The following is a 23,801-nucleotide window of genomic DNA, read 5'->3' as shown; positions in this document are numbered from 1 at the left end:
CTTATCCGAGCGCCCCGACACCGTGGCGGGTGCGGTTCCGACGTGGTACCGGCGGTGTCGGCCCCGTCTGTTGCAATAGCCGTCGTGGTGCGTTCGGATAAGCCGGTGCGGCTGGTGCGCCGGAAAGCGGCGGCTCCCCGGGCTCGGACCTGGGGAGCCGATATCGGCGCGCTGTTCGCCGCCCCGCCGCCGGCTACCGCCGCGCAACCGGACCCGGACCGGGTCTGGCGCGTACTCGGCGGCCCCGGTACCGGCAAGACCGCCCTGCTGATCGATCTGGCCGCGACGCGGCTCGCCGGCGGTGCGGATCCGGAATCGGTGCTGCTGCTCACCCATTCCAAACAGGCGGCCGCGACCGCGCGGGACGCGCTCACCGAGCGGCTCGACAACTGGGCGGTGTGCGCTCCGGCGATCACGGGCGCCCCGTCCACGGACGCGGCGGCACGCGCCGCCGAGCCGGCGGCCGATCCGCTGTTCGCGCTCCCCGAGCCGGTTCGCCCATCCTCCGCCGTACCCGGTGCCGCCGGTGCGTCCCGGGAGCCGATGGCCCGCACGGTCCACTCCTATGCTTTCGGGATCCTGCGCCGGCAGGCCGCGCGGTACGGAAATCCGCCGCCGCGGCTGCTCACCGGTGCCGAGCAGGACGCGGTGCTGCGCGAGATGCTGCGCGGCGATCTGGCCGATATCGCCGCCGGAGCCGGTGACCTGTGGCCACGGCGGCTCCAGCCCGCATTGGGCCTGACCGGGTTCGCCGACGAACTGCGCGACCTGATGCTGCGGGCCACCGAACGCGGGCTGGGCCCGGAGGACCTGATCGAGCTCGGCCGGCGCCGGGACCGGCCCGACTGGGTCGCGGCCGGCGGTTTCGCGCTCCGCTACGAACAGGCGATGCTGCTGCGCTGGTCGGTCGGGGTGGCCGCGCCCGAGGCGTCGGCGCCCGCCCTGAACGCGGCCGAACTCGTCGGCGCCGCCCTGGACGCACTGGCCGCCGACCCCGAACTGCTGGCGGCCGAACGGGCCCGGTTGCGCTGTCTGCTTGTCGACGACGCCCAGCATCTGGACCCGCAGGCGGCCCTGCTGGTGCGGGTGCTGGCGGCCGGAGCCGGGACCACGGTGATCGCCGGTGATCCCGACCAGGCCGTGTACACCTTCCGCGGCGCCGATTCACGGTTCCTCACCGAGGACTCTCCGGCGGGGCGGCGCATCGTCCTCTACGACAACCACCGGTCCGGTCCGGCGATCGTCACCGCCACCGCCCGGATCGCGTCGCGGCTACCCGGGCGCGTCCCGCATCGCACCATCCGGGCCGATCTGGGGCCCGCGGAACGCGGTGACCTGCCCTCGGATCCCGGTGCCGGACCGCCTGTCCCGGCGGAGGTGCGGGTGCGGGTGCTCGGCAGCCCGGCCAAGGAAGCGTCGCTGATCGCCGACCATCTGCGCCGCGCGCATCTCACCGAGGGCGTGCCCTGGTCCCAGATGGCGGTGATCGTGCGCTCGGTGCCGCTGCTGCTGCCGCCACTGCGCCGGGCCCTGCTGGCGGCCGGGGTCCCGATCGCGCAGCCCGCGAACGATATCCCGCTGGCCCGCCGCCGCGGCGCCGCCTGGATGCTGCTGGCTCTACGCGCGGTACTCGCCGGCGAAGCCACCCGGCGCGGCACCGGCTCGACCGAATCCCTGTTCGGCCCGGACGAGGCCCTCGATCTCTTGTCCGGACCACTCGGCGGGGCCGACGCCATCAGCCTGCGGCGCCTGCGTCGTGGTATCCGCCGCGCCGCGGTGGAACTCGCCCGCACCGCGGATGCCGCCGGTGCCCCGGGGCCGAACCCTTCCGACGCGCCGGGTTCGAGCGTCGGGGGTGTGCCGGATCCGAGCGTTGCGGGTGTGCCGGGTTCGGGCGATGGCGGTGTGCCGGGAGCGAGCCGTGCCCGTGCCTCAGGACCGGTCCTCGACGCTGCGACAGGCCCGAACGTTGCCGGGCCCCCGGGCCCTGACCTTGCCGGCACCCCGGACTCCGGCCCTGCCCACATTGCCGGACCGGACTCCGCCGTGCCCCCGGACTTCCCGCCCGAGCCGGTGCGCGAACCCCCCGTCCTCGACACCTACCCGGCCGAGGACCCTCTCGACGAGTTCCCACCCCGGGATCTCTTCGCCGATGTCAGCCGGCACCGGGCCGACGCGGACTGGTACGGGCTCGAGGAGGCGAGCTTCGGTGACGACCCGTGGGACGGTCTCCCGCCGGAACCTCCCGTGGACGAAGAGGATTTCCCGCCGGAGCTGTACCCCGGCGAGTCCGATGAGGCCATCGGGGTGGAAGCCTCCGATCCCGCGCGAACCGATAGTGATCGATTCGACGCACGAGGCCGCGCGGGCGGGCCGGGTACCGGCACCGGCGGACGAGAACCGGCCGGGTCCGGCGGTGTCTCCGATTCCGGCGCCTACCAGGAAAATCCAGGGGGCTCCGCCGGCGACCCGAGCACCGATCCCGGAAAACCGGGTGGATCGCCCGGTTCCGGACGGGAGTCGATCGGGCCGGTCCCGGGCGAGGTCGTCGTCGAATCCGGCGCTCCCCGAACAGATCCGCGGTCCCCCACCGGCGGACCGGGCGCCGACCCCGGGCGACCGGGCCCCGGCGGCTCCGGTCCGGACCGGCCTTCGGTGGAGGTGCTGCGCGACCTCCTGCTCGGCGCCGGTGACGACCGGATCGTGGCCGGCCTCACCGAGGTCGAGCTCGCCCCGCTCGCGCGGGCGGCCCGTGCCCTGGACAGTGCCCGCCGGGTCCGGCGCGCGGGCGGCGGCCTCGAGGACGTGCTGTGGGCGCTGTGGACCGGGTCGCGGCTGGAGCGGCGCTGGCTGGCGCAGTCCCGGCGCGGGGGAGCGGCGGGTATGCAGGCCGACCGCGATCTCGATGCCGCGGTCGCGCTGTTCGACGCCGCGGCCGCCTACACCGACCGCCTGCCGGGCGCGACCATCGAGGGTTTCGTCGAATACATGCTCCAGCAGCAGATCCCGCAGGACCGAGTCGTGCGAGCGCAGCGCGAGGAGGCAGTGGATCTGCTGAGCGCCCACGCGGCGGCCGGCCGGGAATGGGAGGTCGTCGCGGTCGCCGGGGTGCAGGAGGGGATCTGGCCGGATCCCCGCCCGCGCGGAACACTGCTGCACACCGAGGATCTGGTGGATGAGGTCGCCGGTATCACCGAACGGGTCAGCCGCGCCGCGCCGATCCTGGCCGAGGAACGGCGGCTGCTGTTCGTCGCGTGCAGCCGGGCCCGCCGGTCGCTGCTGGTGACCGCGGTGGAATCGGTGACCGGAGAACGTGATCTGGTGCCTTCCCGGTTCCTCGCCGAACTGCTCGGCGGCGACACCGGCGGGGAACCCGGTGCGCTTCCCATCGCCGAACCCGGCCGGGTCCTGGCCCTGCACGCGCTGATCGCCGAACTACGCGCGGCGGTCTGCGATCCCGGCGCCGGAGACGAACGCCGCCGGCGCGCCGCCCGGCAACTGGCCCGGCTTGCGCTGGCCGGGATCCCCGGTACCGCGCCCGACGACTGGTACGGGGTGCCCGAACTCAGCTCCACCGAGACGCTGTGGGACGACGACGCCCCGATCGCGCTGTCGCCCTCGACGGTGGAGCTGCTGCGGACCTGTCCGCTGCGGTGGGCACTGGAACGCAACGGTGGATCCGATGGCGAGAATCCCTACGCGGTCAAGGGAACCCTGGTGCACACGCTGGTCCAGGCGCTGGCCGGCCGGGTCCCGCTGGACCAGGTGCGCGCCGAACTGGCCCGCAGCTGGTCCACGATCGATCCCGAAACCAGCTGGTACTCCCGGCAGGAACTGCGCCGCACCGAGGCCATGCTGGACGCGTTCGTCGCCTGGGTGCGCACCACCCGCGGCGAACTCACCCAGGCCGGAATCGAGGTACCGGTCGACTGTGTGCTGCCCGGTACCGGCGACGAGATGCCCGAGGTCCGCATCCGCGGCCGCATCGACCGGCTGGAACGGGACGCCCAGGGCCGGTTCGTCATCGTCGATGTGAAGACGGGGAAGAACCCGGTCAGCGAAGCCGACGCCGCCCAGCACGCGCAGCTGGCGACCTACCAGGTCGCCGCCGCGGCGGGCGCCCTGGAGGAGAGCGCCGGCGATCCCGAACCCGGCGGGGCACGGCTGGTGTACGTCGGTCTGCCGGCGGCCGGCGGAGTGGCGAAGGAGCGGATCCAGCCCGCGCTGGACGCCGAAGCGCTGGAGACCTGGCGCGAGACCATCCACGCCGCGGCCGCGAGCACCGAGGGACCCGGTTTCCTGGCGATCCGCAACGAGGGCTGCCGGCACTGCGCCGTGAAGAACAGTTGCCCGGTGCAGGACGCCGGGCGCCAGGTGACCGACGAGTGAGCGCCCGGGTCTCGCCGGAACAGCTGGCCGACGCACTCGGGCTCCCGCCGCCGACCGCGGAACAGGCCGCGGTGATCGCCGCGCCGCCCGGCCCGGCGCTGGTGGTGGCCGGGGCGGGCGCGGGCAAGACCGAGACCATGGCGGCCCGGGTGGTCTGGATGGTGGCCAACCGGCTGGTCACGCCGGAGGAGGTGCTGGGGCTGACCTTCACCCGCAAGGCCGCCCAGCAGCTCACCGCCCGGATCCGTACGCGGCTGGCCCGGCTTGCCGGATCCCGGTTGCTGCGCGATCTCGACCCCTCCGGCGAACTGCGTGCCACCCTGGCCGGTGCGGAACCGGAGATCAGTACCTACCACTCCTACGCCGGCCGGCTGCTGAGCGAACACGGCCTGCTGCTGCCGGTGGAGCCGTCGGCGGCGCTGCTCACCGAGACCCAGCTGTGGCAGCTGGCCCACCAGGTGGTGCGCGGCTGGGACGGCGACCTCGACACCGAGCGTTCACCGCTGACGGTCACCGAGGCGGTACTGGCACTGTCCGGGCAGCTGGCCGAACATCTGGTGGAACCGGAGGAACTCGCCGAGGCACACACCGAGCTGGAGAAACTCGTACACACCCTGCCGCCCGGTCCGCGGCAGCGCGGCGGGCCGAACAAAGAGCTGCTGTCGATCCTGCGCGCCCAGCGCGAGCGGGTGGCGCTGCTGCCGCTGGTCCAGCAGCTGCGAGAGACACTGCATCAGCGCGGCGCCCTGGATTTCGGCGCCCAGATGTCGCTGGCGGCGCGTCTGGCCGCCGAGCACCCCGAGGTCGCCACCGCCGAACGCGCCCGCTTCCGGCTGGTGCTGCTGGACGAATACCAGGACACCGGCCACGCCCAGCGCATCCTGCTGTCCGCGCTGTTCGGTGCCGGTTACCCGGCGCGACGCGGCGCCCGGCCGCGCGAGCTCTCGGTGACGGCGGTCGGCGATCCCATGCAGTCCATCTACGGCTGGCGCGGTGCCTCGGCCGCCAACCTCCCGCGCTTCACCACCGATTTCCCGGTCGCGCCCGGTATCGCGGCGCCGGTGCTGCCGCTGCTCACCAGCTGGCGCAATCCGCCCGAGGCGCTGGATCTGGCGAATATGGTCGTCGAACCACTGCGCGCGGGGGCCCGGGACAGCGGCGGGGTCACGGTCGACCCGCTGCGCCCGAAACCCGGTGCGGAACCGGGTGCCGTCGCGCTGGCGCTGACCGATACCGTCGCGAGCGAACGCCGATGGATCGCCGAACGGATCGCCGCGCACTGGACGGCGGCCCGGGACGCGGACCGGCCGCCGCCCACCTCCGCGGTGCTGATCCGCCGCAACGCCGATGCCGCCGAACTCGCCGAAGAGCTGCGGGGCCAGGGGTTGCCGGTCGAGATCGTCGGATTGGGCGGGTTGCTCTCGACACCGGAGGTCGCCGATATCGTCGCCACCCTGCGCCTCATCGCCGACCCGGCCGCCGGCAGTGCCGCGGTGCGGATCCTCACCGGCGCCCGCTGGCGGATCGGCAGCGCCGATCTGGCCGCGCTGGCCCGGCGGGCCCGGGAACTGTCCATCACCCGCGACCCCGGTGGCGATATCACCGACTCCACGACTCTGGCGGCGGCCCTGCACGAGGTGGCCCCCGAACCCGCCGAGCGGGCCGGCCTGGCCGACGCCCTCGCCGATCCCGGCCCGGCGGACCGCTATTCGGCCGCCGGATACCGGCGGATCACCGCGCTGGGACGGGAACTGGCGATGCTGCGCGAACGGGCGGCCCAGCCGCTCACCGAACTGGTCGCCGATGTGGAACGCACCATCGGGGTCGGCGTCGAGAGCCAGGCTCGGCGCGCGCTCGCGGGGTCCGGCGCCGGACGCGAACACCTGGACGCCTTCGCCGAAGTGGTCGCCGGATTCGCGAACGACACCGGCGCCACCCTCGGCGGGCTGCTCGCCTTCCTCACCGCCGCCGAATCGGTGGAGAACGGCCTGGAACCCGGCGAGGTGGAGGTCGCCCCGGACCGGGTCCAGGTGCTCACCGTGCACGCCGCCAAGGGGCTGGAATGGGAGGTGGTCGCGGTACCGCATGTCACCCGCGACGTCTTCCCGTCCACCCGGGGGGTGAATACCTGGCTCGGCGCGCTGGCCGAACTACCCACCTCGTTGCGCGGTGACCGGGCCACCGCGGAATCCCCGGACGGGGTCCCGGTTCTCGATCTGTCCGATGTCACCGACCGGGCGGAGTTACAGCGCGGTCTCACCGCGCACAAGGAAGCGCTGGCGCGACGCCGGCTCGACGAGGACCGCCGGCTGTTCTATGTCGCGCTCACTCGAACCGAGCGCGTCCTGCTGGTCTCCGCGCACCACTGGCCCGAGACCGGCGACAAGCCCAAAGGCCCGTCGGCATTCTTGCTCGAGGTGAAAGCCGCCGCCGAACAACCCGGCAGCGGGGTGGAGATCGCGTGCTGGGCGGCCGATCCCGAACCCGGCGAACCGAATCCGCTGGCGGCCACTCCGATGACCGCTGCCTGGCCCGGCGATCCGCTCGGCGCCCGGCGCGCCGATATCGAAGCGGGGGCAGCGCTGGTCCACTCGGCGCTGGCGGAATTCGCCGCCGGCGCGGAAGCGCTCGAAACCGGTGACGATCCCGACGGCTGGATCGCGGATGTGGACGCGTTGCTCGCCGAATACCGGGCCGGCGCGGCCGCCGCGGCCGAGGTCGAACTGCCCACTCAGCTTCCGGCGACGGCGCTGGTCGAGATGCGCGCCGACCCGGATCGGCTCGCCGCCCGGCTGCGCCGCCCCCTGCCCTATCCGCCCAATCCGCTGGCCCGCCGCGGCACCGCCTTCCACGCCTGGGTGCAGCGCTGGTTCGCCACCGACCAGCTACCCGGTTTCGACGATCTGCCCGGCGCGGCCGACGCGGGCGCGGCCGCGGACGCCGAACTGGCCCGGATGCAGGACGCCTTCCTGTCCTCACCGTGGTCGGCGCGCCGCCCGGTGGAGATCGAAGTACCGTTCGAGACCACCATCGCCGGAGTGGTGATCCGGGGCCGGATGGACGCGGTGTTCGCCGAACCCGGCGGCGGCTGGACCGTCGTGGACTGGAAGACCGGCGCCGAACCCGGCCCGGCCGACGAAGCCGCGGTGGCGATGCAGCTGGCGGTCTACCGGCTGGCGTGGGCGCGGCTGCAGGCGGCGCGTACCGGGGAGACCGAACAGCGGATGCTCGACCGGATCGGCGCCGCCTTCCACTACGTGCGCAGCGGTCGCACGGTAGCGCCCGAGCGCCTGCCGGGCCCGGAGGAACTGGTCGCGTTGCTCACCGATTCGACCCGCCGGGACGGAGACGAGAGATAGCAGCCCCGCCGCACCCCGGCGCTGCTCGCCGGTGTTTCGGGCCGGGCGGTTGCCGGCCGGTGGGGACGGAAGCTCGCGCGCCGGGGTCTCGCCCGGTTGCCGGCCGGTGGGTTCGGCAGTACCTCGACCACCGCCCGTTCGGCCGGTCGTCAGTCCTGGGCGGCCCGGCGGCTCACCGCCAGCGCGCTGGTGATCATCGGCCACTGCAGCGGCAACCGCAGCACCGAGACCGCCTTCAGGATCGACGGTGCCTTCGGGTTGCGCACCGAATCCGCGGCGAACTGGATATTGGCCGGGAACACCGCGACGAAAAGCAGCGCGGCCAGCCGGCCGCCCAGCCGCCGGGTCCGGGGGATCAGCAGCGCGGTCCCCACACCGATTTCCGCCACTCCGGACCAATAGGTGTAGGACCGTGCCTTTCCGGGCAACTGCGGGGGGACGATCGAATCGAACGGTTTGGGGGCCACGAAATGCAGGACGCCGGCGCCGAGGAGCAGCGCGGCCAGTCGAAGCGCCGGGGTGCGACCGGAATCCGGTGCGCTCGCCGGGGTGATATCTGCCATGGCACCACCATAGATACCCGCCGTGAGCGGGTGCCCGACGTGACGGCGGGCGACGGGGTAGGCTCCCGAGCTGTGTCGGAGGGACTGACAGTGACCGGTGCGTGTGACGACCGGATCGGTGAGAGGCGTCGCCGGTGAGTTCGCGGTTCGCCGATCTCGGGAGCCGGGCCCGCGGCGCGGCCGGACCACCGGATTTCGCCCTGGTGGGGCTCCTCCGTATTCCGGAGGTCCAGAACAGCCCGTGGATCTCGCTGACCCGGCGGGTGCTCTTCGCGATCGGGTTGCTGTGTGCCGCCTCGATCGTGGTGTACCTCGGCCGCGACGGCTATCGGGACGGCGCCGACGATTCGGTGACCCTGCTGGACGCGTTCTACTACGCGACCGTTTCGCTGTCCACCACTGGATACGGCGACATCACCCCGGTCACTCCGTCGGCCCGCCTGGTGAACATCTTCGTCATCACGCCATTGCGAGTGCTGTTCCTCATCGTCCTGGTCGGCACCACACTGGCGGTACTCACCGAACGTTCCCGCCAGGCCTTGAAGATCCAGCGTTGGAGGCGCACCGTGCGTAATCACACCGTCGTCGTCGGGTACGGCACCAAGGGCCGCACCGCTATCGACGCCATGCTCGGTGACGGCGTGCAGCCCGCCGATATCGTCGTCGTCGACACCGACGCGGTGAGCCTGGAGGCGGCCTCGACCGCCGGGCTGGTCACCGTGCACGGATCGGCCACCCAGTCCGATGTGCTGCGACTGGCGGGTGTGCAGAACGCGGCCTCGGTCATCGTGGCCACCAACCGCGACGACACCGCGGTCCTGGTCACCCTCACCGCCCGGGAACTCACCAAGAAGGCCAAGATCGTCGCCTCCATCCGGGAATCGGAGAACACCCATCTGCTGCGGCAGTCCGGCGCCGATTCGGTGGTGGTGTCCTCGGAGACCACGGGCCGGCTGCTCGGAATCGCCACCACCACGCCGAGTGTGGTGGAGATGATGGAGGATCTGCTCACCCCGGAGCACGGTTTCGCGGTGGCCGAACGCGAGGTCGAACCCGGTGAGGTCGGCGGATCGCCGCGGCATCTCAGCGATATCGTGCTCGGCGTCGTGCGCGACGGTGAACTGGTGCGGGTCGGCGAGCCCGCGGTCGACGCGCTGGAGTCGGGGGACAAACTCCTCTACATCCGCCGCGCCCGCTGACCGTGCCGCGGCCGTTATCGGGTCGCGATACTCTCGAAATGTGGCCCTCTTCCAGCTCAACCAGATCCCGCTGCTGTCCCGTTCGGCGCTCGACCGAGCCGATCATCTGCGCACCGACGAGCCATCGCTGAAGGAGGGCTGGGCCACCGCCCGGCTGCTCCGGGTGGGTCCGCGCGGCGCGGTGCGATACGAGTCGGGGGCGCTGGTCTGGGAAGCCGCCCTCGAGCTGGCGCCCGAACCGAGTCCCGATGCCGTGTTCCTGGGTGTCCAGGACGGAGTGCACCTGTGGGCCGTGCACGACAATGCGCTCACCGGCGACCTGAAGGATCTGCGCCGGCTCTCCGACGCCTCGATCGACGATTTCACCGCCGGGGTGCTGTCCACCGCGCTCGCGCTGATCAACTGGCATGCCAGTGCCGCGTACCACGGGCTCGACGGCTCGCCGACGATGCCGGCCAAGGGCGGCTGGTCCCGGGTGGCCGAGGACGGGCGCGAGGACTTTCCGCGGACCGACCCCGCCGTGATCTGTCTCATCCACGACGGCGGTGACCGGGTCCTGCTGGGCCGGCAGGCGACGTGGCCGGAGACGATGTTCTCCCTGCTGGCCGGATTCGTGGAGGCGGGGGAGTCGCTGGAACGGTGTGTCGAGCGGGAGATGCGCGAGGAGGTCGGGCTCGACGTGCGCGATATCGAGTACCTCGGCAGCCAGCCCTGGCCGTTCCCACGCTCGCTCATGCTCGGGTTCTGCGCCCAGGCCGACCCGGCGCAGCCGCTGGTCTTCAGCGACGGCGAGATCGCCGAGGCGCACTGGTTCACCCGCGACGAGGTGCGCGCGGCGCTGGCGGCGGGCGGCTGGCGGAGCCGGCCCGAGGAGGGCGAGGCCGCCCCGGCCGGCGGAGCGCGGCTGCTGCTGCCCGGCTCGATCTCGATCGCCCGGACGATCGTGGAATCCTGGGTCGCCGCCGGCTGAGAGGTTCGGCAGGTCCGGGCCGGACCGATACCCGGCTTGCCCCGCGTCGCGATGTTCACCCAGCGCGAAGACCGTCCAGGGAGGCGGACCGGGCGGTTCGCCGCGCCTACTATGGACGACATGCAGCTTCACGAAGCGCCCGACAACGGCTCGCGCGCGCTCCCCGGACACCACCCGGACGCTATGCCGGCGGGTGAGGCGGAATGAGCGACCTCCCGTTCGGCTTCTCGCACGGCGACGACGACGATCGCGGCCGCGGCGACAAACCGGGCGGCGGCGGTAACGACCCCTTCGGTTTCGGTGCCGGCGGCGCCGGTTTCGATCCGGCGGCACTGGGCCAGATGCTGTCCTCGCTGGGCCAGATGCTCAGCGGTATGGGCCAGGGTATGTCCGGTGGGGGCGGCGGCCCGGTCAACTACGACGTCGCCAAGCGACTGGCCCGCCAGCAGCTCGGGAAAACCGTCCCGCCCGTGTCCAGCGGTACCGCCGCCGCGGTCGCCGATGCCGCGCATCTGGCCGAACTGTGGCTCGACGACGCGACCACCTTCCCGGCCGGTGCGACGAGCACCGTCGCCTGGACCGCCAACGATTGGATCGAGAAAACCCTGCCCACCTGGCAGCGACTGTGCGATCCGGTGGCGCAGCAGATCTCCGGTATGTGGACCGCCGGGCTGCCCGAGGAGGCCCGCGAGATGGCCGGCCCCATGATGGGGATGCTCGGGCAGATGGGCGGGCTCGCCTTCGGCTCCCAGCTCGGCCAAGCGCTGGGACAGCTGGCCAAGGAGGTGCTGACCGGCACCGATATCGGTCTGCCGCTGGGCCCGGCGGGTACCGCCGCCCTGCTGCCGACCGCCATCTCGGAGTTCAGCGAGGGACTCGAGCAGCCGGAGAGCGAGATCATGGTGTTCCTCGCCGCCCGCGAGGTCGCCCATCAGCGGCTGTTCGTCCATGTGCCCTGGTTGCGTCAGCAGGTACTCGGCGCCGTCGAGGACTACGCGCGCGGGATCACCATGGATTTCTCCGCCCTCGAGGACGCCGCCCGCAATCTCGACCCGTCCGCGCTCACCGATCCGTCCAAACTCGAGGAGATCCTCGCTCAGGGCAGTTTCGAGCCGCAGACCACGCCCGAGCAGAAACAGGCGCTGGACCGGCTGGAAACACTGCTCGCCCTGATCGAGGGCTGGGTCCAGGTGGTGGTGGCCGCGGCGGTGGGCGATCGGCTGCCGGGCGCGGGCGCGCTCGCCGAAACCCTGCGCCGGCGCCGGGCCACCGGTGGTCCCGCCGAACAGACCTTCGCCACCCTGGTCGGTCTGGAGTTGCGCCCGCGCAAACTGCGCGAGGCCGCCACCCTGTGGCAGCGGCTCACCGACGACGCCGGTATCGACGCACGTGACGGCGTGTGGGCGCATCCCGACCTGCTGCCCGACGCCGCCGACCTCGACGCGCCCGCCGGATTCATCGATTCGGTGATCGGCGGCGGCGCGGGCGCGTTCGACGATCCGCTCGCGCAGCTGGCCGCCACCGAGGCCGCCGAACGTGAGGCGGCGAAGACCGAGGACGAGGGCGGCGAGCAGCGCCCCGATACCGACCCGGAGGATCCGGAGTCCGGTAAGAAGTAGCGACCGACAGGCCCCGGCGGCGGCTTCCGGGGCCTGTTTCGCACGAATTTCCGCGCGTATCCGCGCGGGCCGTCACGGACACCCGCTCACCTCGGGAAACGCAGTTGTCCACAGGGCGAAAACCTGTGGACAACCCGGTGCGCGAACCCATTGCGCCGCATCGGGACTCGCATACTTCCGGCATGACGATGCTCCGGCCACGCGCCCCCCTGCTGCATCCCCGGGTGCCGATTCTGGTCCGATCCACCGGGCAGGTCCAACTGGGCTGGGATCCCGATACCGCGGTGCTCTGTGAGGCGCCAGGTCTGGAAACCCAGCAGGTGCTGGGTTTCCTCCGGCTGATCGACGGGCTGAACAGCAAGCCCGCGATCATCTGGCGGGCCCGCTCGCTCGGATTGGCGCCCGGGCAGGCCACGGCGCTGTTCGAGGTGATCGATACCGCGGGCCTGCTGGTCCATCCGCCTCGGCCGGCCGGTCGTGTGCGGACCATCCGCGTGCACGGCATCGGTCCGCTCACCGACGCGATCGCCGCGGGTCTGCGCGATCTGGGAATCCGCCCGCAGCGCTCACGCGACTACCGCGGTGATAGCCTCGGCCGGGCCCGCCCCGCCGATCTCGTGGTACTCGCCGACGCGCTGATTCCGGATCCGCGGCTGGTGCGCGATCTGTCCCATACGCGGACGGCTCATCTGGTCGTGCGGCTCCGCGACGGGAAGGGAATCGTCGGCCCGCTGGTCCAGCCCGGCCGGACCAGCTGCCTGCGCTGCGCGGACCTGACACGAGTCGATCACGACGCGGAATGGCCGCGGCTGGCCGCGCAGTTGCTCGGCCGGACCGGGCACGCCAGCCCCGCCGGCATCGCCGCGGTGGCCGCGCTGGCGCTCGGCGAACTCGAGACGATCATCGCCTGTGAACCGCGTTTCCCACCGGAAACACTGAACAGGACCCTCGAGCTCGATCTCGATACCCGGTGCCTCGATCGCCGGTCATGGGCACCGCACCCGCGCTGCGGTTGTCTCGGAAGCACAGTCGGCGAGAGTATGTGAGGACTTTCACATTCGACGCCGAGGGTAATTCTCTCCGGTTTTCCGTGGCAGTGAACCGGGGTTGTCGGCCATTATGGGAGAGTGTCTGAGATCGTGCGCCGGCCCATGTCCCGCAATGCGAAGTTGGCAAAGATCCCGCTGGGAGTGGCGGGGCGCGCCGCGGTCGGTTTCGGCAGGAAGCTCGCGGGCGGTGACCGCAAAGAGATCAACACGGAGCTGAACCAGAAGGCGGCCGAACAGCTCTTCGCCGTACTCGGTGAGCTCAAGGGCGGCGCGATGAAATTCGGCCAGGCCCTCAGTGTGATGGAGGCCGCAGTACCGGAGGAGTTCGGCGAGCACTATCGCGAGGCGCTCACCAAACTGCAGGCCGCCGCGCCCCCGATGCCGGCCGCCACCGTGCACCGCGTTCTCGACCAGCAGCTCGGCACCGATTGGCGTAAGCGGTTCGAATCGTTCGAAGACACTCCGGCCGCGTCGGCGAGTATCGGCCAGGTGCACCGGGCAGTCTGGTCGGACGGGCGGCCGGTCGCGGTGAAGGTGCAGTATCCGGGGGCCGACGAGGCGTTGCGCGCCGATCTGCGCACCCTGAACCGAATGACCGGCCTGTTCGCGAAGGTCATTCCCGGCGCCGATGTGAAACCGCTGCTCGCCGAGATCACCGAGCGCACCGAAGAAGAACTGGACTATCGCAACGAGGCCGCGAATCAGCGGGCCTTCAGCAAGGCCTACGACGGCCACCCCGAATTCGTGGTGCCCAAGGTGGTCGCCAGTGCGCCCAAGGTGATCGTGAGCGAATGGCTCGACGGCACACCGGTTTCCACGATCATCAGCGCCGGCCAGGCCGATCCGGAGGGCACCCGGGTCCTGCGCAACCGGGTGGCCGGGCTGATGGGCCGGTTCCATTTCTCGGCTCCGGAAACGGTGGGTCTGCTGCACGCCGACCCGCATCCGGGCAATTTCATGATCACCCCGGAGGGCAAGCTCGCGGTGATCGACTACGGCGCCTGCGCGCCTCTGCCCGGTGGTTTCCCGGAGTTGCTGGGTCGGATTCTCGCGCTGGCGGTCGCCGAGGAGTACGGCGAACTGACCGAGATCCTGCATGCCAACGGCTGGGTTCAGCCGGGCCGGACGCTCACCGAAACCGAGATCGAGGAGTACCTGCGCCCGTTCACCGACCCGATCCGCACCGAATCCTTCCACTTCACCAGGCGCTGGATGCAGCGGGTGGCGGGCAAGGCGACCGATTACTCCTCGCCGGAAATGAAGACCGCGCGGGCGATGATGTTGCCCGCCGAATATGTGATGATCTTCCGGGTGCTGGGCGGGTCCATAGGCATCTGTGCCCAGCTCGACGCCGAGGTGCCGTTCATCCAATTGGCTGCCACCTGGCTGCCCGGATTCCGGGAGCAGCGGGACAGCGCCTGAAATCCGTTACCGCGCAGGTTTTCCCCGGGTTCCGGTGATCGCCCCGCGCCTATCGATTCCGGCGCGGAAGCGAACGAGCCGCTCATCGGCGAAGCGATGAGCGGCTCGTTTCCGGTGTGGGTGGGTGTCCGCGGGGGACACGGAGTCCCGGTCAGACACAGCTGGCGACCTTGCGCGGCCGACCACGCGGACGCTTACGGGCGATGACGACCCCCTGGTCGAAGATCTCGCCGCCCCAGACGCCCCACGGCTCCCGCCGATCGATGGCCGCGGTCAGGCAGCCCTTACGGATCGGGCAGGAAGCGCACAGCGCCTTGGCCTCTTCCAGCTGGACCGGGCTCTCGGCGAACCACAGATCGGGGTCGCCCGCCCGGCAGGGCAGGACGCGCTGTCGCTGGTCCCCCGAATCGGTTGCCACGGTGCTACACGCCACATCAGTGGTGGCCGACGGCCAGCTCTGGGTGGTGGTGACCACGTCGTTCTCCTTCAGCTTGTTGTGCAGCGGTTCGGTGTTCGTTCTGCGAAACCGGTGCCTTGTGGGCTGAAGGCCAAAAAATTCTGGCCACGGTTTCGCATCTGCGTCCCGTGGCCAGGAGGTGTGGGGTGAATCCCTACCTTGGTCGGCTGTGGGGCCGCCTGTTCACGGTCGCTCGGTGTCCTTTGCGAAGGCTTTCCGGTCGCTTATCTGCCACTGCGGGTGCTGCGGCGGGATCGATAGCGAAGGAGCCGACGGCTGCCAGAGCAGCCCCCGGGTGCCAGTTCACGACGGACTGGTCCTGCGATTCGACGATGTTCGGCTGATGCGAATAGCGGATACGCGCCTGCTCACCGGCAATATCGAGGCAGGACAGGCCGGTCCCCTGCGAAGCGAGGAACCCCCGGGAAGCAGCGGACGACCGCATATTCGGCGCTACGGTGACGAAGCCGTAGTTCGTTGTGCCGTTCATCTGACTGCCTCCCTCCTGTACTCGTGGTCGTGATCTCAACTGTGTGTCAACTATGCGCGTGGATGTACCCTCCCGAGCGCGATTTCCACCTTAAGCAATCTCGCCGGAGGCCACAACCTATTTTCTACCTGCAGTTTTGCCGAATTCGGTAGCGAGTGCGGCTACCGGCCGGCGATCGAACGGCGCCGGGACCGGATGATGGCCAGCACCTCGGCCCCGTACTTGCGCATCTTGCTGTCGCCGATACCCAGTGCGGCCAGCGCGGCTTCGTCCTCGGGCAGCTGCTCGGCGATCGCGGTGAGCGTGTTCACACCGAGGATTCCGCGCGGGTCCACGGCGAGTTCGGCCGCCTTCTCCCGGCGCCAATCCTGAAGGGCGCCGAGCAGTTCCGTATCCGGTTGTCCCACACAGTTCTTGCACCGGCGCAGCAGCAGGGCCTCCGAATCGAGCAGCGCGCGGCCACATATCCGGCACACCGGCCGGTTCGCGTCCGCGGCAGGGCGGGCCGGGGCGGCGATCCGGGACGCCGGGGAGCCGTCGGGCACCAGCCCGGCGAGGAACCGGGAGCGCCGCCGCGGCCGGCGGTCACCGTCACCGCGGCTCAGCGCCCACGACAACCGCAGATGGACCCGGGCGCGGGTCACCCCCACATAGAGCAGCCGGCGCTCCTCCTCCAATGCCGCCACATCGGCGACCGACCCGTCACCGTTGAGGGTGTAGGAGATCGGCAGGGTGCCGTCGGTGAGCCCGGCCAGGAACACCGCATCCCATTCCAGGCCCTTGGCCGCGTGCAATGAGGCCAAGGTCACGCCCTGCACGGTCGGTGGGTGCCGGGCCTCGGCCCGCGCGGCGAGTTCGCGCAGCAGTCCGCTCTGTTCCAGCTCCGGTTCGTGCTCGACGAGTTCCTCGGTCAACCGGACCAGCGCCGTCAGGGACTCCCACCGCTGGCGGGCCTGTGCCCCCGCCGGCGCAGACGCGGTGAGACCGATCGGTGCCAGCGCGGCCCGCACCAGGCTCACCAGGTTCTTCCCGGACCGCGCAGTGTCGGGGAGATCGTCGCGGGACGCCGCCTTACGCAGCTCCTGCACCGCCTGGCGGACCTCCGGCCGCTGGAAGAAACCCTCACCGCCGCGGACCTGGTAGGCGATCCCGCGTTCGGTCAGCGCCTGCTCGTAGGCCTCCGACTGGGCGTTGATCCGGTACAGCACCGCGATCTCGGCGGCCGGGGTACCGCCGGCCAGGAGTTCCTCGATCCGGCGGGCGATATCGGCCGCCTCTGCGCCGAGCTCGTCGTATTCGGCGAACTCCGGCTCCGGCCCGTCCGGCCGCTGCCCGATCAACTGCAACCGGGACCCCGCGATACGGCCCTGCGCCATCCCGATCACCCGATTGGCGAGATCGACGACCTGCGGAGTCGACCGGTAATCGCGTTCGAGACGCACCACGGTCGCCTCCGGGTACCGGCGGGAGAAATCCAGCAACTGGCCGGGCCCGGCGCCGGTGAACGAATAGATGGTCTGGTTGGCATCCCCGACGACGGTGAGATCGTCGCGGTCGCCCAGCCAGGCGTCCAATACCCGCTGCTGTAGCGGGGTGATGTCCTGGTACTCGTCGACCACGAAGCACCGGTAGCGCTCCCGGAACTCGTCGGCGACCGATGGATAGTCCTCGAGTGCGGCGGCGGTGTGCAGCAGCAGATCGTCGAAATCCAGGAGCAGACCCTCCGCCGTGGTCTTCACCGACTCATAGGCGGCATAGACCTCCGCGACCCGGGCCGCCGCGAACGGCGTATCCCGCCGGTGGGCCGCGGCCGCCGCCGCGTAATCCTCCGGTGCCACCAGCGACGATTTTGCCCACTCGATCTCGCCGAGCAGATCTTTCACACTCTCGGTCCCCGAAGCCAGACCCACCCGGTTCGCAGCCTGCGCGACCACCGGAAACTTGCTGTCCAGCATCCGCCACGGCACTTCACCCACCACTTGCGGCCAGAAATACCGCAGCTGTCGCAGTGCGGCGGCATGGAAGGTCCGCGCCTGCACGGTGGACGCGGCCGCCCCCAGCCCGAGCGCCCGCAGCCGTGCCCGCAACTCCCCGGCCGCCCGGGCGGTGAACGTGACCGCCAGCACCTGATCCGCCCGCACCTGCCCCGCCGCCACCAGATGCGCGATGCGATAGGTGATGGTCCGGGTCTTCCCGGTACCCGCGCCGGCCAGCACACAGACGGGCCCACGCGGCGCGCGGACTGCGGCGGCCTGCTCCGGGTCCAACTCGGAAAGATCGACAGCGCCCACCCGAGCAGTGTATATAGGCGCCTCCTGCGGCGGCACGGGGTCGAGGCCCCCTGGGCCGCGACGTTCAGCCCTCGGGACTCGCGCCTACCGCGCCGGCGAGGTGCGGTGGGCTATCGCCAGAAGGTCCATCCCTGCTCGACGATCAAACGGGCGAGCCGCAATCGTGTGCGCGGGGCCAATGTCGCGTCAGCGTGGACCACGAACGCCTCCCGATGTGTGAAGCGGTTACTCGACATCTCCACTTCACAACGGGAGGTCTTCACCTTTCAACAACCACGCCAAGTCCCCACGAACCCGGCACGACCTCCCTGGACATCACACCTGAAGCGCGACCATCGAGCACCTTCGGCCAAGGGCAGGACGGGCCTCGACCCTTTGTGGGCCTCGCTGAACTCGGCACCCCGAAAGCGCTGCTGTTCGTGAAAGCGATCAAGACGCCAGGTCGGCCGGGCGGTTGAGTCGGCATCCGACCCAGACCTCGAATGCCGCCGCAACCCGCATGTGTCGAGTTTTGCGAGACACCTCAAAGGGTTGAGGCCCGTCTCGCCGTTTCGGCCTCGAAAGCGCCCGCGCGAAGCGCAAGTCTCGAGGCCGAAACGGCGAGACACAAGGGGGCCTCAACCCCGCGCGCCGGAGGCGCGCCAATAAACACTGCAATAAACCCGGCCCGCCCGATGTTGCTCTGTTCGTGACTGACGTGACTCCTGATCTGACCATGTACTCGACCACCTGGTGCGGTTACTGCCGGCGGTTGAAGACCCAGCTGAAAGAGGCCGGGATCAGCTATGTGGAGATCGATATCGAGCAGGATCCGGCGTCGGCGGAGTTCGTCGGCAGCGTGAACAACGGCAACCATGTGGTGCCGACCCTGAAGTTCGCCGACGGGTCGACCGCTACCAATCCGTCCCTGGCCGAGGTGAAGCAGGCGCTCGCGCGTCAGGCGTGATCCGGCCGGGCGCGGTGGGTGATCTCCCGGGCCGCGCTCGCGTGCCTGTCCCGCATTGTGCGGGGGCGGATGGCTAGTGTTGGCCGGGTGAATCGTCGGATCATCACGCTCCTGGTCGCCCTTGTCCCGGTTGTGCTGTTCGGTGTGGTGGGCAGTGTGTTCACCGTGCCGTTCGTGGCGCTGGGGCCCGGACCCACCGTCGATACGCTGGGCGAAGTGGACGGTCTCGAGGTCGTACAGGTGTCGGGGGCCGAGGTCGACCGGACCACCGGGCACCTGAACATGACCACGGTCGCGGTGCGGGATGGGCTCACCATCTTCGAGGCGCTCGGTTTCTGGGTGAGCGGTCGGCACGGGATCGTGCCGCGCGCCGAGGTGTATCCGCCCGGAGTGTCGCGGGAGGAGGTCGACAGATCGAACGAGCAGGAGTTCACGACGTCGGAGAGCAATGCCGAGGTCGCGGCGATGCATCAGTTGAATCTGCCGACCGCGGTGTTTGTGCACAAGGTCGCCGAGGGCGCGCCGGCCCAGGAGGCGCTGCGCGCCGGTGATCAGATCGTCAGCGTGAACGGTAAATCGGTGGCGACCGCACAGGATGTGCTCAACGAGACATCGAGCCGGGCGCCCGGGACCGTGGTTCCGGTGGTGTACCGCCGCGACGGTGCGGAGCAGACCGCGAATATCACCCTCGGTGCCCGGCCCGATGACGCGGCCAAGGGGTTTCTGGGATTGACGCCCACCGTGGCCGCGGCGCCGCCCATGCAGATCGATTTCAATCTGGCCGATATCGGCGGCCCGTCGGCCGGTCTGATGTTCAGCCTGGCACTGGTGGAGAAACTGAGTCCCGGCGACCTCGACGGCGGGTCCTTCGTGGCGGGGACCGGCAGTATCGACGAGGACGGCAAGGTGGGCGCGATCGGTGGGATCCAGTACAAGATGATGGCGGCCCGGGAGGCCGGCGCGGAAACGTTCCTGGTGCCGGCGGGTAATTGCAACGAGGCGAGCCAGCGGGTCCCCGCCGGTTTGCGGTTGGTACGGGTGGAGACGCTCGCGGGAGCGGTGCAATCGCTCGAGGATCTGTCGGCGGGGCAGGAGGTGCCCAGCTGCGGCTGAGGCACCCGCGGACGGTGGAGTACGTGCGCCCGGGCCCGCGAGCCCGGGCGCACTCCGTTCAGTCGGCCGATTCCTCGAGCGTGTGCCGCAGGGCTTCCACCAGATTGGGCGCGAGGTTCGGATAGGTGCGCAGGTCGAGATCGGCGCTGTCCTCTTCGCCCTCTTCGGGCCGTAGCTGCAACAGGCACAGACTGTTTCCCGTTCGCAGCACAGCCGCGAAGAGCCGGGCCTCGCGCCGTCCGGGGTGCGCATGGGCGGCGGCCCGGCCGGCCGCGTCGGCGGCGTCCGCATCGGCCAGCAACGGAGTGAGGGCCTCGTCGAGATCCTCCTCGGCGTCCGGCGGGAGAACCACGATCTCCTGCACCAGGACACAGCCCGCCACCGCGGGGGGCCAACTGGTGGTGGCGAGGAATTCGTCGAGTGCCATCGATCCGCCGGCCACATGATCGGGCAGCGGATCCTGGGCGATCGGTGTCAGTTCGTCCGCGGCGTCGACCTCGTCGATGAGCGCGGGTTCGGCGGCCACCAGATCTGCGGTCCGCACCAGGGCGAACATCTGCGGCGCTCTTCCCCAGCCCTCGGCGTCCACGAACTCCGCGACTTCGTGGACGGAACGGGCCAGGACTATTTCGGCATGCAGATCGGCGCTCACCCGACCATCCTCGCATCCGCCGCCGCGACACCGCCCCAACCCTGCGGTCGCGAACATGTCCGTTTTCCGTAGAGTGGGCGCAGAGGGTCCGTACGGGCCCGACCTCAACAATTCGGACTGCGGCGCAGCGGCCGGTGGCGCTACCGGCTCACTCGCCGCCGGACCCTGGAGAGTGGCATCGTGGGCATGCGCCCCCCCGCCGGTTTACCGTCGCTGTCCCGGCGCAGTCGTTTGCTGCTGGTGGCTGCGGTGGTGCTGGCCGCACTGCTGTTGGTAGGGCCTCGGCTCGTCGATACCTATACGAACTGGCTGTGGTTCGGGGAGGTCGATTTCCGCGGCGTCTACCTGACCGTGCTGCTGACCAGGGTCGCGGTGTTCGCGGTGGTCGCGCTCGTGGTGGGCGTGATCGTCTGGCTCGCCCTGTTGCTCGCATACCGGTCACGCCCGGTGTTCGTGCCGACCTCGGGCGCCGGTGATCCGATCGCCCGGTACCGGACGACGGTGCTCGGCAAGCTGAAATTGTTCGGGATCGGTATCCCGGCGTTGCTGGGTGTGCTGTCCGGGCTGGTCGCCCAGTCGAACTGGGTCACCGTGCAGTTGTTCCTGCACGGCGGCTCGTTCGGCCGCACCGATCCGCAGTTCGGTCTCGATGTGGGCTTCTACGCTTTCGATCTGCCGTTCTACCGGATGGTGCTGAACTGGTTGTTCGTCGCCGTGGTGATCGCGTTCTTCGCGAATCTGGTGACGCACTACATTTTCGGCGGTTTGCGGCTGACCGGGCGCGAGGGTGTGCTCACCACTCCGGCACGTATCCAGCTCGCGGTTCTGGCCGGGATCTTCGTGCTGCTCAAGGCGGTCGCCTACTGGTTCGACCGCTATCAGCTCTTGATGAGCAACCGGAAGGAACCCACCTTCAACGGTGGTTCGTTCACCGATATCAACGCGGTGCTGCCGGCCAAGTTGATCCTGATGTCCATCGCGATCATCTGCGCGCTGGCCTTCTTCGCCGGGATCGTGCTGCGTGACCTGCGGGTGCCGGCGATGGCGGCGGCGTTGCTCGTGCTCTCCTCGGTGCTGGTGGGTGCGGTGTGGCCGCTCATGGTCGAGCAGTTCTCGGTGCGCCCGAACGCGGCCGAGAAGGAGAGCGAGTACATCGAGCGCAATATCGCCGCCACCCGGGACGCCTACGGAATCACCGACGACAAGATCGAATACGTCGACTACAAGGGAGAGAGCAGCAAGAATCCGGTGAATGTGCCGGTGGACCATGCCACCATCGCCAACGCCCGGTTGCTGGATCCCAACATCCTGTCCCCGACCTTCACCCAGTTGCGGCAGCTGAAGAACTTCTACGGCTTCCCCGAGGCGCTCGATATCGACCGGTATTCGCTCAACGGTCAGGTCCAGGACTACATCGTGGCCGCCCGTGAGCTGTCCCCGGCCACCCTGAGCGGTAACCAGACCGACTGGATCAACAAGCACACGGTCTACACGCACGGCAACGGATTCGTCGCCGCGCCCGCCAACCGGGTCAACCGGCCGCAGTCGGAGGATCCCAACGCCGCCGGCGGCAGCAGCGATTCGGGTTACCCCATCTTCCTGGTCAGCGATCTGTTCACGCCGAAGGATCAGCAGCGGATCAAGGTCGATCAGCCCCGTATCTACTACGGCGAGCTGATCTCGCAGTCCGATCCCGACTACGCCATCGTCGGTGCGAAGGACGGCCAGACGCCCCGGGAGTACGACACCGACCAGGCCCGCTTCACCTACGACGGCGCCGGCGGTGTGCCGATCGGGAACTGGTTCAACCGGCTCGCGTTCGCGGCCAAGTACGCCGAACGCAATATCCTGTTCTCCTCGGCGATCAGCGGTGATTCGAAGATCTTGTACAACCGCTCGCCGCGGGACCGGGTTCAGAAGGTCGCGCCGTGGCTGACGCCGGACGGCAACGCCTACCCGGCGGTGGTGGACGGGCGCATCGTCTGGATCGTGGACGCCTACACGACGCTGGACAGCTACCCCTACGCCCAGACGACCTCGCTCGAGGGCGCGGTCGAGGACAGTGTCGACCAGCGCACCGGCCGGCTGCTGCCGCGTAAAGAGGTCAGCTATATCCGCAACTCGGTGAAGGCCACGGTCGACGCCTACGACGGCACGGTCAAGCTGTACGAAACCGACCCCACCGACCCGGTGCTGCAGGCTTGGCGGGGTGTGTTCCCGGACGCGGTGATCCCGGAAAGCGAGATCGGCCCCGATCTGCGTGAGCACTTCCGGTATCCGGAGGATCTGTTCAAGGTGCAGCGCGAGATGCTGACCAAGTACCACGTGGACGATCCGCGCGAGTTCTTCACCAACAACGCGTTCTGGTCCGTGCCCGCCGATCCGACGGTGGAGGGGGTGTCGGCGAGCCAGCCGCCGTACTACGTGCTGCTCGGCGATCCGGAGACCGGGAAGCCGGTGTTCAATCTGACCAGTGCGATGGTCGGGTACAACCGGCAGTTCCTGTCCTCCTATATATCGGTGCGCTCCGACCCCGACGGCTACGGAAAGTTCCGGATCCTGCAGTTGCCGACCGATACGCAGACCCAGGGTCCGCAGCAGACGCAGAACACGATGACGACGGCGCCACAGGTCTCCCAGGAGAAGACGCTGCTGTCGAACTCGAACAAGATCAGATACGGCAATCTGCTCACCCTGCCGGTGGCCGACGGCGGCATCCTCTATGTGGAGCCCTTCTACAACGAGCGCAATACCGGCCAGAACACGGCGACCTTCCCGCAGCTGCTGCGAGTGCTGGTCAGTTACCGGGATCAGGCCGGCAGCGTGAAGGTCGGCTACGGCTCGACACTGGCCGATGCGTTGAACCAGGTGTTACCCGGCGCAGGTGCGCTGGCCACCCCGTCCGGCGGTGACCCGGCCACCCGGCCGAACCCCGGCACCGCGCCGCCGCAGCCCCAGGGCGACGATTCCCAGGATCAGGGCGCAGCGACGCCCAACGGCTCGGCGCCGCCGCCCGCGAGTACCGGTTCGGCCGCGCGGGACGCCGCGGCGGCGGAGCTGGGCCGCAAGATCGAAGAGGTACGCGCGGCCATGCGTACCGGCAACTTCGAGGACTTCGGCCGGGCACTGGACGAGCTGGACGCCGCGGTGAAGGCGTATCAGGACGCCGGCGGAGGTAGGTAACAGCCGGGTCGCGACCGCGGAGCCGGCCGCTGTCGACTCCACGGCGTGGCGGGCGGCTGCCGGGTCCGGTCGGGCTCCAGGTGGGAAACGAAGAAGAGG

14 protein-coding genes are annotated in these 23,801 nt (G+C 70.1%); 10 read left to right on the top strand and 4 right to left on the bottom strand.

The genetic code is table 11. The features are described 5' to 3' along the window. Window positions 1-84: 84 nt before the first annotated feature. Together ON38_RS37565 and ON38_RS19080 are read left to right on the top strand one after the other, a co-directional pair. Window positions 85-4,389, top strand: coding sequence for a PD-(D/E)XK nuclease family protein (locus ON38_RS37565; protein ID WP_245564105.1), 4,305 nt, complete (start codon window positions 85-87; stop codon window positions 4,387-4,389). Further along, window positions 4,386-7,748 (top strand): ATP-dependent helicase, encoded by a 3,363-nt coding sequence (locus tag ON38_RS19080; protein WP_039826209.1) that lies wholly within the window; start codon window positions 4,386-4,388, stop codon window positions 7,746-7,748. Before ON38_RS37565 ends, ON38_RS19080 begins: the two co-directional genes overlap by 4 nt. Window positions 7,749-7,897: 149 nt before the next feature. Here ON38_RS19080 and ON38_RS19075 read toward each other — a convergent pair whose 3' ends face one another. Continuing rightward, the gene (locus ON38_RS19075) at window positions 7,898-8,311 is read right to left on the bottom strand and encodes a DoxX family protein (protein WP_051164963.1); all 414 of its coding nucleotides are present in this window, start codon (window positions 8,309-8,311) and stop codon (window positions 7,898-7,900) included. 134 nt (window positions 8,312-8,445) lie between these two features. Between ON38_RS19075 and ON38_RS19070 the strand changes: the two genes are divergently transcribed. From ON38_RS19070 to ON38_RS19050, 5 genes are all read left to right on the top strand, one after another. After that, entirely contained in the window at window positions 8,446-9,510 is a 1,065-nt protein-coding gene (locus ON38_RS19070) for a potassium channel family protein (RefSeq protein ID WP_039826208.1), read from the top strand. A 40-nt stretch (window positions 9,511-9,550) separates the two neighbouring features. Further along, entirely contained in the window at window positions 9,551-10,480 is a 930-nt protein-coding gene (gene nudC, locus ON38_RS19065) for an NAD(+) diphosphatase (RefSeq protein ID WP_039826207.1), read from the top strand. Window positions 10,481-10,683: 203 nt separating this feature from the next. Beyond that, complete coding sequence (locus ON38_RS19060; RefSeq protein WP_039826205.1) at window positions 10,684-12,099, top strand: zinc-dependent metalloprotease; 1,416 nt, start codon at window positions 10,684-10,686, stop codon at window positions 12,097-12,099. A 182-nt stretch (window positions 12,100-12,281) separates the two neighbouring features. Next, window positions 12,282-13,145 carry a TOMM precursor leader peptide-binding protein gene (locus tag ON38_RS19055; protein WP_039826204.1) on the top strand — a complete coding sequence of 288 codons (864 nt, stop codon included), beginning with the start codon at window positions 12,282-12,284 and terminating at the stop codon, window positions 13,143-13,145. A 105-nt stretch (window positions 13,146-13,250) separates the two neighbouring features. Beyond that, the gene (locus ON38_RS19050; protein ID WP_083872810.1) at window positions 13,251-14,570 is read left to right on the top strand and encodes an ABC1 kinase family protein; all 1,320 of its coding nucleotides are present in this window, start codon (window positions 13,251-13,253) and stop codon (window positions 14,568-14,570) included. A gap of 151 nt (window positions 14,571-14,721) precedes the next feature. Here the strand turns inward: ON38_RS19050 and ON38_RS19045 are convergent, their stop codons facing one another. Further along, window positions 14,722-15,003, bottom strand: coding sequence for a WhiB family transcriptional regulator (locus ON38_RS19045; RefSeq protein ID WP_051164962.1), 282 nt, complete (start codon window positions 15,001-15,003; stop codon window positions 14,722-14,724). A 675-nt stretch (window positions 15,004-15,678) separates the two neighbouring features. Further along, window positions 15,679-17,808 carry an ATP-dependent DNA helicase UvrD2 gene (locus tag ON38_RS19040; RefSeq protein ID WP_039826202.1) on the bottom strand — a complete coding sequence of 710 codons (2,130 nt, stop codon included), beginning with the start codon at window positions 17,806-17,808 and terminating at the stop codon, window positions 15,679-15,681. Window positions 17,809-18,523: 715 nt separating this feature from the next. On the opposite strand from ON38_RS19040, the gene ON38_RS19035 reads away from it, so the two are divergent. Further along, window positions 18,524-18,754 (top strand): mycoredoxin, encoded by a 231-nt coding sequence (locus tag ON38_RS19035; protein ID WP_039826201.1) that lies wholly within the window; start codon window positions 18,524-18,526, stop codon window positions 18,752-18,754. Window positions 18,755-18,841: 87 nt separating this feature from the next. Continuing rightward, complete coding sequence (locus tag ON38_RS19030) at window positions 18,842-19,867, top strand: YlbL family protein (RefSeq protein WP_039826200.1); 1,026 nt, start codon at window positions 18,842-18,844, stop codon at window positions 19,865-19,867. A 58-nt stretch (window positions 19,868-19,925) separates the two neighbouring features. Here ON38_RS19030 and ON38_RS19025 read toward each other — a convergent pair whose 3' ends face one another. Next, a complete protein-coding gene (locus ON38_RS19025) occupies window positions 19,926-20,519 on the bottom strand; it encodes a PPA1309 family protein (protein ID WP_039826199.1) in 594 nt (197 codons plus the stop codon). A gap of 180 nt (window positions 20,520-20,699) precedes the next feature. On the opposite strand from ON38_RS19025, the gene ON38_RS19020 reads away from it, so the two are divergent. Next, window positions 20,700-23,702 carry a UPF0182 family protein gene (locus tag ON38_RS19020; protein WP_039826198.1) on the top strand — a complete coding sequence of 1,001 codons (3,003 nt, stop codon included), beginning with the start codon at window positions 20,700-20,702 and terminating at the stop codon, window positions 23,700-23,702. Window positions 23,703-23,801 lie beyond the last annotated feature (99 nt).

This window comes from Nocardia testacea NBRC 100365, from assembly GCF_000308775.1.
Classification (GTDB): domain Bacteria; phylum Actinomycetota; class Actinomycetes; order Mycobacteriales; family Mycobacteriaceae; genus Nocardia; species Nocardia testacea.
Note: the sequence above shows the minus strand (reverse complement) of the source record. Positions and strands in the feature narration are given on the sequence as shown.

Coding starts and splice junctions, on each gene's coding strand:
- ON38_RS19075 (WP_051164963.1), bottom strand. CDS start 8,311: ATGGCAGATATCACCCCGGCGAGCGCACCGGATTCCGGTCGCACCCCG.
- ON38_RS19060 (WP_039826205.1), top strand. CDS start 10,684: ATGAGCGACCTCCCGTTCGGCTTCTCGCACGGCGACGACGACGATCGC.
- ON38_RS19055 (WP_039826204.1), top strand. CDS start 12,282: ATGACGATGCTCCGGCCACGCGCCCCCCTGCTGCATCCCCGGGTGCCG.
- ON38_RS19050 (WP_083872810.1), top strand. CDS start 13,251: ATGTCCCGCAATGCGAAGTTGGCAAAGATCCCGCTGGGAGTGGCGGGG.
- ON38_RS19035 (WP_039826201.1), top strand. CDS start 18,524: ATGTACTCGACCACCTGGTGCGGTTACTGCCGGCGGTTGAAGACCCAG.